The organism is Bradyrhizobium sp. (genome assembly GCF_019242285.1).
In the GTDB taxonomy this organism is placed as follows: domain Bacteria; phylum Pseudomonadota; class Alphaproteobacteria; order Rhizobiales; family Xanthobacteraceae; genus Bradyrhizobium.
Genome location: NZ_JAFAVV010000833.1, coordinates 1 through 13,320 on the forward strand (window position 1 = coordinate 1; position 13,320 = coordinate 13,320).

The 13,320-nt window shown below is 66.3% G+C and carries 11 protein-coding genes, 1 tRNA gene and 2 pseudogenes; 8 read left to right on the top strand and 6 right to left on the bottom strand.

The window, feature by feature from the left end; translation table 11 throughout:
• Both JOY90_RS34230 and JOY90_RS34235 read right to left on the bottom strand, forming a co-directional pair.
• The coding region (locus JOY90_RS34230; protein ID WP_291695511.1) for an aldehyde dehydrogenase family protein at positions 1 to 879 on the bottom strand (879 nt) is incomplete at its 3' end.
• Positions 876 to 1,526 carry a GntR family transcriptional regulator gene (locus tag JOY90_RS34235; RefSeq protein ID WP_291695512.1) on the bottom strand — a complete coding sequence of 217 codons (651 nt, stop codon included), beginning with the start codon at positions 1,524 to 1,526 and terminating at the stop codon, positions 876 to 878. The genes JOY90_RS34230 and JOY90_RS34235, both read right to left, overlap by 4 nt.
• 141 nt (positions 1,527 to 1,667) lie before the next feature.
• On the opposite strand from JOY90_RS34235, the gene JOY90_RS34240 reads away from it, so the two are divergent.
• The gene (locus tag JOY90_RS34240) at positions 1,668 to 2,459 is read left to right on the top strand and encodes an alpha/beta fold hydrolase (protein ID WP_291695513.1); all 792 of its coding nucleotides are present in this window, start codon (positions 1,668 to 1,670) and stop codon (positions 2,457 to 2,459) included.
• On the opposite strand, the pseudogene JOY90_RS34245 reads toward JOY90_RS34240, so the two are convergent.
• A pseudogene (locus tag JOY90_RS34245) lies at positions 2,456 to 2,664 on the bottom strand (formylglycine-generating enzyme family protein); the annotation flags it as partial. The gene JOY90_RS34240 and the pseudogene JOY90_RS34245 overlap by 4 nt on opposite strands.
• Positions 2,665 to 2,693: 29 nt before the next feature.
• Here JOY90_RS34245 and JOY90_RS34250 point away from each other — a divergent pair.
• Together JOY90_RS34250 and glgA are read left to right on the top strand one after the other, a co-directional pair.
• A pseudogene (locus JOY90_RS34250) lies at positions 2,694 to 3,225 on the top strand (NnrS family protein); the annotation flags it as partial.
• 207 nt (positions 3,226 to 3,432) lie between these two features.
• Positions 3,433 to 4,923 carry a glycogen synthase GlgA gene (gene glgA, locus JOY90_RS34255; protein ID WP_291695514.1) on the top strand — a complete coding sequence of 497 codons (1,491 nt, stop codon included), beginning with the start codon at positions 3,433 to 3,435 and terminating at the stop codon, positions 4,921 to 4,923.
• A 133-nt stretch (positions 4,924 to 5,056) separates the two neighbouring features.
• On the opposite strand, the gene JOY90_RS34260 is transcribed toward glgA, so the two are convergent.
• Entirely contained in the window at positions 5,057 to 5,350 is a 294-nt protein-coding gene (locus JOY90_RS34260) for a hypothetical protein (RefSeq protein WP_291695515.1), read from the bottom strand.
• Between the two features lie 32 nt (positions 5,351 to 5,382).
• Here JOY90_RS34260 and JOY90_RS34265 point away from each other — a divergent pair, with 32 nt between their 5' ends.
• The gene (locus JOY90_RS34265; protein WP_291695516.1) at positions 5,383 to 5,871 is read left to right on the top strand and encodes a hypothetical protein; all 489 of its coding nucleotides are present in this window, start codon (positions 5,383 to 5,385) and stop codon (positions 5,869 to 5,871) included.
• Positions 5,872 to 6,106: 235 nt separating this feature from the next.
• Here the strand turns inward: JOY90_RS34265 and JOY90_RS34270 are convergent, their stop codons facing one another.
• A complete protein-coding gene (locus JOY90_RS34270; protein WP_291695517.1) occupies positions 6,107 to 6,247 on the bottom strand; it encodes a hypothetical protein in 141 nt (46 codons plus the stop codon).
• Between the two features lie 847 nt (positions 6,248 to 7,094).
• Between JOY90_RS34270 and JOY90_RS34275 the strand changes: the two genes are divergently transcribed.
• A complete protein-coding gene (locus tag JOY90_RS34275) occupies positions 7,095 to 8,462 on the top strand; it encodes a L,D-transpeptidase family protein (RefSeq protein ID WP_291695518.1) in 1,368 nt (455 codons plus the stop codon).
• 22 nt (positions 8,463 to 8,484) lie between these two features.
• Here JOY90_RS34275 and JOY90_RS34280 read toward each other — a convergent pair whose 3' ends face one another.
• Positions 8,485 to 11,553, bottom strand: coding sequence for a PAS domain S-box protein (locus JOY90_RS34280; protein ID WP_291695519.1), 3,069 nt, complete (start codon positions 11,551 to 11,553; stop codon positions 8,485 to 8,487).
• A 302-nt stretch (positions 11,554 to 11,855) separates the two neighbouring features.
• Here JOY90_RS34280 and JOY90_RS34285 point away from each other — a divergent pair, with 302 nt between their 5' ends.
• The 3 genes from JOY90_RS34285 to JOY90_RS34295 all read left to right on the top strand — a co-directional run bounded on the left by JOY90_RS34285 (position 11,856) and on the right by JOY90_RS34295 (position 13,193).
• Positions 11,856 to 12,239, top strand: a complete 384-nt coding sequence (locus JOY90_RS34285) for a phasin (RefSeq protein WP_291695520.1) — start codon at positions 11,856 to 11,858, stop codon at positions 12,237 to 12,239.
• Positions 12,240 to 12,484: 245 nt separating this feature from the next.
• Positions 12,485 to 12,919, top strand: coding sequence for a phasin (locus JOY90_RS34290; protein ID WP_291695521.1), 435 nt, complete (start codon positions 12,485 to 12,487; stop codon positions 12,917 to 12,919).
• Positions 12,920 to 13,116: 197 nt separating this feature from the next.
• Positions 13,117 to 13,193: transfer RNA gene (locus JOY90_RS34295), tRNA-His, on the top strand.
• The last annotated feature ends 127 nt before the right edge of the window (positions 13,194 to 13,320 follow it).

Sequence of the window (13,320 nt, forward strand, 5' to 3'; positions counted from 1 at the left end):
GACGCAGGTCTGGCCTGCGCCGATGAAGGCGCCGAAGGCGGCATAGCTGACGGCGCGGTCGACATCGAAATCGTCGAACACCATCACCGGCGTCTTGCCGCCGAGCTCGAGCGTCTGGTGCGCGAACACTTTCGCCGCCGCGGAGCCGGCGATGCGGCCGGCCTCGGTGCCGCCGGTCAAGACCAGCTTGTTGATGTCACGATGCTCCGCGAGCATCCTGCCAGCGCTGTGGCCGAGCCCGTTGACGATGTTGAATACGCCCGCCGGCAGGCCTGCCTCGGTGAAGATGCTGGCGAGCTTCAACGTCGTCAGCGGCGTGTATTCCGACGGTTTCACGACCGTGACGCAACCGCTCGCGAGCACCGCGGCGAGCGACTTGCACAGGATCATCAGCGGATGGTTGAACGGCGTGCAGTTGGCGACGACGCCGATCGGCGTGCGCAGGGTGTAGTTCAGATAGGGGCCTTCGACCGGGATCACGGCGTCGCGGCGCGCCAGCGCGAGGCCGGCGAAATAGCGGAAGAAATCCGGCAGCCGCGAGAGCTGCGCGCGGGTCTCGTTGACCGGGCGGCCGTTGTTTTGCGTCTCCAACCGGTAGAGCTGGTCGAGATTGGCCTCGAAGGCGTCCGCCAGCCGGTTGACCAGCCGCGCGCGCGAGCGGACATCCATGCCGCCCCATTCCCTGCCTTCGAATGCCGTGCGGGCGCTCTTCATCGCGCGGTCGATGTCCGCACTCGTCGAATTCGGGATCTGCGCGATCACATCGCCGGTCGCGGGATTGCGCACGTCGAGCAGCGTGCCGTCGCCGGCCTCGACCTCGCGCCCGTCGACAAAGTTGCCGTGGATTTCGACGTCGATTTTCCCGGACGGAACGTTCATGCGTCCTTCCCTTCCATGATGACGGCATTGCGCTTCAGCGCCGGCAGCACGCGCCGCTCGGTCGCGCAGATGTGCTCCTTGATGAGACGCACGGCGCTGCGCCGGTCGCGCCGCTGCATCGCCTCGATCAGCGCGCCATGCTCGCCGACGAGCTTCTTGGGGTCGTGGTCCCGCAGGTTCAGGATGCTGACCCTGACGAGGCGGTCGGCCTGCTCGATCAGGTCGCGCAATGCAGTCGCCATGCGGTGGTTGCCGGAGGCCTCGGCCAGCGCGATGTGGAAGCCGCGGTTGTAGACGATGAAATCTTCGCGACTGCCGGCGAAGCGGCGGAACTTGTCGAGCTCCTTCAGCGTCGCGTCGCTGGCATGCTCGGTCGCTTCCGCGACGCAGGCGGGCTCCAGCGCGAGCCGGAACCGCAGGAGGTCGCGGGCATCCGTCAACGAGATCGGATTGACTCGGTAGCCCTGGCGCGGATGCACCGTGACCAGATGCTCCCGCTCCAGCCGCAGCAGCGCCTCGCGCACCGGCTGGCGGCTCACCGCATAGCGCTCGGCGAGCTCCTGCTCACGCATATCATCCCCGGGTGCCAGCCGGCAGGAGAGGATATCAGCCCGCAGGCTCTCATAGACATTGTCCCGAAGGAGCATCGGTATCCCTTGCTGCTCGGCGGGCGGAATTTCGCAATCGTGAAATATCACGTCAAGCGACGAGAACTTGAAATGTCCAGAATTTAACCTCACAATCAAACCGGGTCGGCTGGGGGCAAGTCATTGCCAAAGGAAAAGGTTATGTATCGGCGTTTCGCCGGCGGCACCGTCAACGCGGCCGAGGTGGGATACGGGCCGCCGCTGTTCCTGTTTCATTCGCTATTGTCCGATCGCGCCAGTTTCGATGCGATCGCGCCGGAATTGTCGACCTCGTTTCGGGTCATCATTCCAGAACTGCCGGGTTTCGGCCGCTCGCAAGCCGTCGGCGGCGGGCTCGCCGGGGTCGCCGACCGCATGGCCGAGGTGGTCGCCGAGGGCGCTCGCGGCCAGCCGGCGGTCGTGCTCGGTAACGGTTATGGCGGCTTCGTCGCCTTGCAGATGGCGATCCGCCATCCGCAGATCGCGTCGCGGCTGATCCTGGCCAATTGCGGTGCGGCCTTCTCCGACGCGGGGCGCGAGGCGTTCCGCAACATGGCGGCGGTCTCCAAGGCGGCCGGGCTCGCGGCGATCACCGAGGTGGCGATGCGGCGGCTGTTCTCGGCAGAATTCCAGGCCGAGAATCCCGACCTGATGGAGGATCGCAGGGAAGCCTTCCTGAAGATCGATCCGGAGGTGTTTCGGGCCGCCTGTGCTGACCTCGCTGCGCTCGATCTCAGGGACGAGCTGTACCAGGTGACGGTGCCGACGCTGGTGCTGGTCGGCGAGAAGGACGAGGCGACGCCGCCGCCGATGTCGGTCGAGCTCGCCTCGGGCCTGCCCGATGCGCGGCTCAAGATCATCGCCGGCTGCGCCCATGTCCCGCAACTGCAGGCGCCGGCGGAGTTCCTTGCGGTGATCTCCGGCTTCCTGCCGGCGATGTCCTTGGTCGGCTAGGACCGCGCCGTCCGGACCGCGTTGCCAAGTCGGGCGGCGATCTGCCCGACGAAGGATTTCGGTTCGCGCACCAGGCGAAAGCCGAGATGGTCGGCGGCACGCCGGCGGCACAACCGCCGGCGCGGGCATCGCGGATGAAGTCGGTGACATAGGCACGGTGGCGTCCCTCGGCCACGCGCACGCCGCAGTTGGAATTTTCCCTGACGACCCTGCCTTCGTCGTCGAGTGCGCGGCGGACGACTGCCGCTGCAGGGTGCGCCGCTGTTGACGCTGGTGCTGGTCTGGATCGCCGGCCGGCTGTGCGTGACGTTCTCGGCCGCGGTTGGCTGGTGGCCGGCGATGCTGGTCGACGCCGCTTTCCTGGCGCTGGTCGCGGCTGCCATGGCTCGCGAGATCGTCCCGGCCGCAACTGGTGCAACCTGATGGTGGTGATGCTGGTGGTGCTGCTGCTGGCCGGCAACGTCGCGTTCCGTCTCGAAGCCCGTTTCGCCGGAGCGGCGGATGTCGCTGTCCGCCTCGGCATCGCCGTGGTGGTGCTGTGACACGCGCCACGCTCGGCCACACCGGCCACGCCTTGTCTGCATCGGTTGCGACGCAGGCCATCTACGCCGCGGTCATGCTTGCGGCCGCCTCGCGCGTCGCCGCCGTGCTGATGCCGGCGCATGACGAGGTGCTGCTGCATGCCGCCGCCTGCGCCTGGGTGCCGGCGTTCTTGGGTTACGCCTTCGCGTTCGGGCCGTTGCTTCCGGGCATCGGGCGGCGTGCTGGCGGTGCGCAAGGTTGCCCGAAGCACCTGAGCCGCCGCCCGCGTGCGATAAACCGCCGATATTCTGGGTTGCGAATGGCGGCTATCAAAATCTCGACATCATCGAAGGCTACGGCTGTCACATAGTTGTGCTGCTGCTCGCGAATCGCGTTCAAGAAAAATGAAGTACGAGCTCATGCTGCAACGGCATGTCGACGGGCTGAGCACATGAGGCCCGTTCGCGTCCTGTCGGTGGCTTCGGAAATCTCTCCCCTCGTCAAAACGGGCGGTCTTGCCGACGTGACCGGTGCCCTGCCGATGGCCCTGCAGCCGCTGGGCGTCGAGGTTCGCACGATCGTCCCGGGTTATCCGAGCGTCATGAACATGCTCGGTCCGGTGGAAGGCGTGGTTCACCTGCCGCGCTTCTTCGGTGGAGATGCCCGGCTGCTGTGCACCACGTCCTGCGAACTCGGCCTGTTCGTGCTCGATGCGCCGCATCTGTACACGCGCCCGGGATCGCCCTATCTCACGCTCGACGGCTTGGACTGGCCGGACAATGCGCGGCGCTTTGCCGCGCTGTCGCGGGTGGCGGCCGATATCGGCCTCGGGGCCGTACCCTCCTTCGTGCCCGACGTCGTCCATGCCCATGACTGGCAGGCTGCGCTCGCGCCAGCCTACCTGCACTACGGCAATGAGCAGCGGCCGGCCACGGTCATGACGGTTCATGACCTGTCGTATCAGGGCGCATTCCCGCGGCAGATGCTCGGCGCCATCGGTCTGCCGCCGGAGTCGTTCTCGGTGGACGGCGTCGAATATTACGGAAAGATCGGATTCCTCAAGGCCGGCCTCTATTTCGCGGACCGCATCACGACGATTTCGCCGACCTATGCGAGGGAGATTCTCCGCGACGAGGATGGCTTGGGGCTGGCCGGACTGTTGCGCACCCGCGTCGACGATCTCAGCGGCATCCAGAACGGCATCGACATCTCGATCTGGGACCCCGCGACGGATCCCCATATTCCCGGCTGTTTCGACGCCGACATCCCCTGTTGTTTCGAGTCCGACGTTCTCGGCAACAGGGCCATCAACAAGGTCGCTTTGCAGCAGCGGTTCGGCCTGCAACCGGCGCCGGACGCGTTCCTGCTCGGCGTCGTCGGCCGCATGTCCTGGCCGACCGGCTTCGACCTCCTGCTCGAGAACCTGCCGACGATCGTCAATGAAGGCATGCAATTGGCTTTGCTGGGCAGCGGGGATCGCAGCCTGCTGTACCGCTTCCGTACGGCCGCGGAGGCCTATCCAGGGCGGGTCGGCGTCGCGATCGGCTATGACGAAGGCACCGACCATCTGATCCAGGCCGGCGCGGATGCGCTGGTGGTACCGTCCCGGGTCGAGCCGTGCGGATCGACGCAGCTCTGCGCCTTGAGGTACGGCACGGTGCCCATCGTGTCAGGGGTCGGCGGCCTGGCGGATACCGTCGTCGACGCCGGGGACCTGGTGATTGCGGGCGGCGCTCAGACCGGATTCAAGTTCGCTCCGGTCAGCAGCGAGAAGCTTGCGCAGGTTCTCAAGCGCGCCGCTTCGGCGTTTCACGATGTCGCCGTCTGGAGACGGATCCAGCGCAAGGGCATGTCGATCGACGTCTCATGGTCGGGGCCGGCAGGCCGCTACGCCGATCTCTATCGCAGCCTCGCCAAGCTGCCCGAGCACAAGGTCGCCTAGTCTTTCCGCGTAATAGAATCGCTGGTCATGAGGTCGGTGGGGTAGGCTAAGCGAAGCGTGCCCACCAATTGGCATCGCGTGCGGAAGGAATGGTGGGCACGCTGCGCTTAGCCCACCCTGCGAGATCTGAGCCCTAGGTCGCGTGTTCGATCGGCCGTTCGATGACATGAACGGCATCGCGTCGGAGTTCGTGGGAAATTCGCGCAAAGATGGTTAACGCCAAAAAGGCATGCGGTTCCGGCCGCGCGAGCCTGCGGGAACCTGCACGGAAATCCTCGTGTTTTCTGCCACTTAGTTCGGAGGTCGCGTCGCGCCGGAGACGCGTGCGCAGGGCGGCGTCGGCGCGCGGGAACAGCGAGAGTGCGCGCGTTGCCTTCGTTGCGCGTGCAACCGGTCGCACTTTGGTCGATTTCTTTGCCACGATCATGGCCCGACGAGGTTCTCAATTTGGAGGTTACAATGAGCAGTCCTGCTCCGCTCCGCCCGCCAGTACGCAGCCGATTGGCACTGCTCATCGCAGCGGTCGCCGCGCTGCTCGCGTTCGCGGTCGCCACGCCTGCGCAAGCGGGCTACTACGATGCCGACTATGGCGGGTCCTGCGGCTATCGCTGCGGCGGCTATCGCTACCACTCCTGCGGCGGTTGCGGCTATCGCTACCGGCCCTGCGGCGACGACGGATGCGGCTATCGCTACCATTCATGCTCGTCATGCGGCTACCACCGATACTATCCGCGCCGCAGCTATGTGTACGAACGTCGTTACGTCGAACGTGAATATGTCGAACGAAGCTACGGCTCGTCGCACTATCGTCGCTACAGCTACTACAACGACCCTGATCGTCCATATCGGCGCTCCAGCTACTATGCGCGGCCGTTCCCGTATGGCTATGGCGGCGTCAGGGACGAGCCGGTTCCTTATGACTACCAGCGTGTCGGCGTCGAGTATTGAGACTGTGAAGCCATCGTGAGAGAGCCGGCTCGCGCCGGCTCTCTCGGCGTCCGAAGTCGCGACGCCCTGTATTTTCGTCTCCGGCGCTTGCCGGATCAATCTCGGCAAGCACGAAAGCCCCATCGCGGCGGCTCGCTGTGGGCGCCGCCTCGTCGGCTTCGCGCCGCTTCCGTCAGATCGTGTTGGATGACTGCTCGGGGGTGCTCCCTCGAGGAAGGCATTGCCGTGCCCGCGGCTAAGCCCTGGTACCCGCGAGCAAGATGTAGGCGCCGATCGCGAACCAGAAGGCGTAATTGCTGATGATCGGAATCTCGATGAACACCCCGACGACCGCGAGGATCACCAGGATCAGCGAGGCCACAAATCCAAAGTTCACTGCGCATCTCCCGTGCGCTGGGATGAAACGCTCATCATTTGCCCATTGATCGCGAACGGCCACGTGCCGGCCGATCGGAGGCCGCACAAGCTCGAAGGCCACGCCTCGGACACCTGCCTGCCTCACTCACGATGCGCGCGCGCTCCAGGATGCGGTGCTGAAGTAGAGGATGAATGCCGCAATCTACCTCCGGCAATCGACCGTGCAACGATTGCGCGCCGTTGGTGCACGCCCATTCTGGCAATTTTGAGGGCTGATCGAGTCCGCGCAGGACGGTGGGACGAGCGCGGCCAAGGGTGGCCCGGCCGGACCTGTTCCAGGATTTGCCTTGGTCGCGGGCATGCGGCAGCGCGTTTTGCAGGCGAATCGAGGCTGCAGTCACGTCGCGGACGGCCGAAGGCAGACTGCCATACCGTTTTCCCTTTCTCGAGAGGTACGACTTTGCGGCCGTCCGTCGGGGTCACCACCGAACGGGAATGTCAAAATGTGGGCGACGACGCCGCGATTTGGACATCATTTGGGAGAGCATCGCATCTCGCCACACCATCGAGCCGTCGCAATGGCAAAAAAGCCGCGTCTTCGACGCAATTCCGCTCGGCAAGCGAGCAGCCGCGACTCGCGCAGCGGCAGTCTAGCTCGGTCCAGCCGCCGGCGAGGGTCATTGCGCGTTATGGTTAACCGTTCGTAACCACTGCTAACTAGCGGTGGTACAACGGGTTTGCAGTCGGCTGGTGCACTAGCCGAGCGGCTCGGCCGCTGGCCCACTTTGCCCGTCCGATTTTAGACAAAAAAGCACCCGGATTCGCCTGCTTCATCGCCGCATCAAGACATTGGGTTGGAGATCGTCATGCGTTGCCATGCGGTCGTCCTCGCCGCACTGGCGTGGCTGATCAGCGCCGAATGCGCCGAGGCGAGGCTGGAGATTCTCGTCGACAAGGGATCGCAGCGCATGATGGTCATCGAGGATGGCTATGTGCGCTATCTCTGGCCCGTGTCGACCGGGCGCGATCAGATGGCGACCCCGAGCGGGGAATACGTCCCGCAGCGCCTGGAGCGCAACTGGTTCTCCAAGGAATATTACGACTCGCCGATGCCGTTTGCGATCTTCTTCCACAATGGCTACGCGATTCACGGCAGCTACGCGATCGACAAGCTCGGTGGTCCGGCCTCGCATGGCTGCGTGCGCCTGCATCCCCATCACGCCCAGATCTTGTTCGACCTCGTGCAGCAGGAAGGCCCAGCGAACACCGTCATCGAGGTCGCGGACCGGGCCCAGCCGGATATCGCGTCGGCGTTGCCGCGCGAGATACCACAGCAGGAGATTCCGCCGCGTGACGTCATCCTGGCACGCGACGTTCCTCCTGAGACCATTCCGTCGCGCGAGATCATCCCGCCGCGCGACGTTCCGTTGCGGGAGTTGCCTCCCCGCCGTATGCCCCTGCGCGATGTCTCCCTGCGGGATACGCCTCCCCGCGGCATTCCGCTGCGCGACCTCCCGCCACGCGATGTCTTGCCACGCGAGGTCGTCTTGCCGCGCGACATGCCGCCGCGGAACGTGCAGCTGCGCGACATGCCTCCGCGTGATGTCTCGCCGCGCGACGTCGTCCTGCCGCGCGACATGCCGCCGCGGAACGTTCAGCTGCGCGACATGCCGCCGCGTGATGTCTCGCCTCGTGATGTCGTCATGCCGCGGGACGTCCCGTCCCGGAACGTCCCGCTGCGTGACGTCCCGCCACCGCCGCGCGTGATCGAGGCGGATCGAGGCCCTTATCCGCCCGCGCCACGGCCGGTGCATTATCGGGAAGCCCCGGACATCGCCGATCTGCCCCCCGCACCGACGCCGCGCCTCTATCGGCCACCGGCGCGAAATGCGCTGGCGATGAAGCCGGCGGATCGGCGCCGCGTGCTGACCGAGCCCAACCCGCCACCGGCGACGGTCCCGCCGCGGCCGCCTGTGGTCGCCGCCGATGCCGCGACCGGACCTGCGAGGGTCGTGGACGAAGCCGTCGACAGCCGCCCCAAGCAGAAGGTGGCGCAGGCACCTCCGCCGGCCCCGGCGCCGGAGCCGGCGAAGCCCTTGAAATCGCCGGAGCCGGCGCAGTCATCGCGGAAGGCCTACGGCTTCAAGGTGCTGCCCGCCTCCTGCTGGTCCGGCAGCGGCACGAGATGGCGGCTGTGGGGGGCGGGCCAGGACGCCGCCTGCAACAACAGATAGGGCAGGCGCCGGCCCGCGTCGCTCAGGTCCGTGCCAGCGCGTGCGGAAACACCACCTCGATCAGCGTGCCGGAGCGGCCGCCGGTCTTGATGTGGAATTGGGCGTGGTTGGCTTCGACCAGCGCTTTCGTCAGCGACAGATTGACCGGCGAGCTCGAGGCCGCCTCATCGGTCGCCTGCGGCGTGCGGAACGGCTCCAGCGCGGCGGCGACCTCGTTGTCATTGAGACCGTGACCGGTGTCGCGCACCCTGAGCACCACCTCTCCGAGATCCGACATCGCGGTCGACACGATCACCTGGCCCGCCGGATTGGCGAGATGGATCGAGGTGCCGATCAGGTTCATGGTGATCTGGCGCAGCGCGCGCCCGTCGGCCACCACTGGCGGCAGCGTATGCGCCAGCGAGGTGCGGATGATGATGCGCTCGCGGTTGGCCTGCGGCTGCATCACCGTGACGCAGCTTTCGACGAGCTCGTTGAGATTCTGGCTCGCGAAGGCGAGCTCGAGCCTGCCGGTCTCGATGCGCGCGAGCTCGGTGAGGTCGTTGAGAATCGCGATGACGCGCTCGCCGGAGGCGCGGATGTCCTTCACATGGTCGACCTCGCGGGCATTGCCGGATCCCGCGAGACGCTCGGCGATCATCGCCTCGGAAGAGCCGAGGATCGCGTTCAGCGGCGTGCGCACCTCGTGGCTGATCCGTGCCAGCAGATCCGCCTTGTCGTTCGCCGCGCGATCGGCGAGCCGTCGGGCCTGCTGCAGTTCGCTCTCGCTGCGCTTGCTCTGGGAGATGTCGCGGAACACGGCGAAGAAGTTCGGGCCGCCGGCGCGTGTGCGCCCCATCGTCATGGAGAGCGGCATGAGGCCGCCGCCATTGACGCGGCCGAGCACGTCGCGGCCGTGATCGAGCAGGCTCGTGACGCGCTCGCCCTGCAGACTCTCCATGTACTCGGCGACCGCGCTCCGGCTCTCCGGCGCGAACAGCTCGGCGAGATGATGCGTCATGAGCTCGGCGCCGTCGTAGCCGAACAGCGCTTCCGCGCTGCGGTTGCAGGCGTGGATGCGGCCGTCGGCGTCGAACATCACGATGCCTTCGGCCGTGGTGTCGAGAATGGAGGCGAGATCCTCGGCACTGACCTCGCCGGCGGCTGGTGGCTGGGCGATCGGGGCAGGCTGCGTCACCGCCGGTGCGGCCTGCGGAGCCGCCTCGGTAGCCTCCGGTGAAGTGATCAGCGCCAGCGCCGGCTCGTCATCCCAGGAGATCGTGAACAGGCGCGCGTCGAAGGCTGAGGCCGGCTCAGCCGCCTCTGTTTCCGCCGTGATCCGCATCGGCGTGCCGGCCTCGGACGTCGAGGAGGCGGAGGAGACGCCGGGCTCGACATAGAGCGCATCCAGCCCGCCGGCTGCTTCCAGCGCGTCGAGGTTGTCATAGCCGATCTGGCTCAGGAATGCCGCGTTGGCATAGACCAGCCGGTCGAGGCGGTAGATCAGGATGCCGGTCGGCAACAGGTCGAGCAGGGCGCGGTCGCGCCGCGTCGCGCCGCGCGGAGGTGGCTCCGGCTGCGTGAGCCAGCCCGGCCGGTCGGCCGCTGGCCGACCGGTGCCCGGCGGTGTCGCCTGCGGTCCATCCGTGTCCAGGGTGCTGATTGAGGGGGCGACGGCTTCCGCATCGCCGCCGTCGAGCCGCGCCGAGAGTTGCCGGGCCAGCTCGTCGAAGGCATGGTTCTCGACCGGCGTCAGGACCGGCGATTTCCCGTCGGCCGCGGAGGGGAAAGGCACCACGTTCTCTGGAGATTCCACGGACTCATCCAAACGGGCTTGTGGCGAGGTCTCTTCGGCAATCGAAGCAGGCAGGTCGGTGGGGGCAGGCGGGATCACAACTGCGCCCTCCGGCGGAACTGCGGCGAGAACCTGCGGCGAGTCCGACGCAATTACGGCGAAAGCAGGGGGTTCCGATGTCAGGTCACCCAACGGCTCGGCGCGCCTGAGCTCGGCGAGATGCTCGAGACTGTCGATATCCCGGCAGACGCCGAAGCCGCGATAGCCGGCGAAATTGCGCTCATGGTCGTGCACCGGCAGGCCCGAAAGCTCGACCGGCAGCCGGCCGCCGTCATCGACCGGCCAGTACACGGTGATTCCGCTCCAGGTGTTTCCCGTGGCGATCGCTTCCAGCACGCGGCCGGCCGGATCGAGACCATACACCGCCACAATCTCGTGCCACGGCCGGCCAAAGCCTCGCGCGGTCCGCATGCCGATCAGGCGGGTGAACTCGCTTTCGCCGAGCAGGAAGCGGCCTTCGGCGTCCATCTGCCAGGTGAAGCGCAGCGGATGACGCCGCGAGGGCGTAGCGGCGCATTCATCGTCGGCGGCTGATTTCGGCGTGTCGGCCGCGGCCGTCTGCTCGACGGAAACCGCCGCCGGCTGTCTTGGCGCGGTCGCAGCCGCGTTCGGCGTGATGAGCGCAACCAGGCCGACGTCGCTGCCGGCGCCGACCCGCTGCAGCACCATGGTGCCGATGCTGATGGGCATCTCCAGCCGTCCGCTTACCAGGGCTTTGCCCCGCGCGGTGTCGAGATCCGCTTCGGACAGGTTGCGGAAGCGGTCGAACAGCGCATGCGCCGGCGCGCTCGCACCGACGAACAGGCCGTCGCGGGTGAAGGCGGCGACGGGCGTCTCGAGGCCCTCCACCAGTCGCTGCAACCGCTCGAGCAGGGGCATGGAAGTGCCGGCGCCTTGGGTCGACACGATCAGCACGCCGTGGCTGCCGTCGGCAAAGCCGAGCCGCGTGCAAGCGCATGTCACCAGCATGCCGGCCCGCGCGCCGAATCCGCGCAGCCGCTCCAGGCGGGGTGCACCGTCCGGCCACAGCCGGCCCGCGAGTTGCGCGACCTGGCGCCGATGCCCGTCCGCCGGGCCGAAGCTCCGCCCCGCCAGGTCCGCGGCGCTGGCGGCGCCGAAAGCGCGCGCGCCGACGGGATTGCCCCAGAGAATCCTGCTGCCGTCGGTTGACCATAACCAGACTGGCAGGGCGCTCGCAGCATGTACGGCCAGTCGGGGATCGCCGACGCCGTGCAATGTCGATTGTCCGTGCATCATGATGCTATTCGGCCCGGCTCGGTGGGACGCCCGGCGCCGCCCCAAGGAAATCCGGCCGGCCGCCCTTCGGATTAACGGATCGTTAGTATTGCCCGTGCCGTGCCGCAGGTCCACTTGCCGCCGCGAATGGGGCCCCCAAAGCGGCGGGTAACCTTGGCGAATAACCTTAATGTGGTCGAACCAGCAAGGGGGCGTGGCCGTTCTCTGTTGCAAACGGCTGGCGAAGGTCCACCATACCCGCGCGGCGTCATATCGGCGATCGGCCAGGGGCCGGAGCGACGGGCGGAACAGGGAGAGACACGATGAACGATCAAGCACGCGATCATTTCGAGATCCCCAAGGAGATGCGCTCGATGGCCGAGGCAACCGTCGAGCAGGCGCGCAAGAATTTCGAGAAGTTCCTTGCCGGCGCGCAGGCGACGGCGGGCACGTTCGAGGAGCGCGGCGCAACGGTGCGCGCCGGCGCCAAGGACGTCAGCGTCAAGGCCTTCGCCTATGCGGAAAGGAACGTGCAGGCATCGTTGGACTACGCGCAGGCGTTGCTGCACGCCAAGGATTTGTCCGACGTGATGAAGCTGCACGGCGAATATGTACAGGCGCAGATGCGTTCGCTCGCCGAGCAGGCCGCCGAGATGGGCCAGATCGTCGGCAAGGCTGCGATGGAGGCCGCAAAACCACAGGTTTAGTACCCCGAACTCGTTTGCTTCACCGCTTCGGAGGGCGGCCGCGCGGTGAGCAGCCCGGCAATGTTCGGGTGCATCGCATTGCACCAAAGTTTCATTGCGTTGCACAATGTTGACAAGATAAGGGTGTAGACATGTTCAGCCCTCAAGGGGCGTTCCCACCGCGTGCACTCGTTCGACGTTCCCCGCATCTTGGCCGCCGGGGGCGCGAATAAACCTCTCATCCCCGTTGCGAAGGATATTCCGCCATGACCAGTTCGACCGATCCGTTCTCCGCTTCCGTCATTCCATTCGAAGTTCCCGAACAGATGCGTGCCTTTGCCGAGAAGGGCGTCTCCCAGGCGCGCGACAACTACGCCAAGTTCAAGGACGCGGCCGAGAGCCACAACGGCACCGTGGAAGCCGTCTTCAATTGCGTCAGCAAGGGCGCCAGCGAATACACCTCCAAGCTGATGGAGTTCATGAAGGCCAACACCACGTCGAACCTCGATTTCGCGCACGAGTTGCTCGGCATCAAGTCGCCGTCGGACGCGGTGGAACTCTGGACCGGCCACGCTCGCAAGCAGTTCGAGGCGCTGAGCTCGCAGGCCAAGGAACTCGCCGAGCTCGGTCAGCGGGTCGCGAGCGAGACCGCCGAGCCGATCAAGGCCAACGCCGCCAAGTATTACAAGCCGGCGGCCTGAGCACGCCGCTCCGTTCGAATTGAGTTTCGGCCCGGGCCTCGCGCCCGGGCCGTTGTTTTGGCGAAAAGATTGCGGTCGGCCTGCCGTGCTTCCCGGCTTGCCAAAGCGATGCATTGCACCTAGTTTCCGCCTCGTCCGGCCCCACTCGCGCATGATCCCTGGACGTTCGTGCCCGACGCGCAGGAGCCGTCCGCGATGCAGTTGTAGCTCAGTTGGTTAGAGCGCCTGTCTGTGGAACAGGAGGTCGGTGGTTCGAGCCCACCCAACTGTACCAAAAAAATCAGACACTTACCGTAAATGACGAGAACCGTTGGCTCGCTGTAGCTACCAGGTAGCTACCAGTGGCGCGCTGGTCCATTGTGTTCGTTAGGCGACCTGCCCAATTTCGGCACATTGCACGT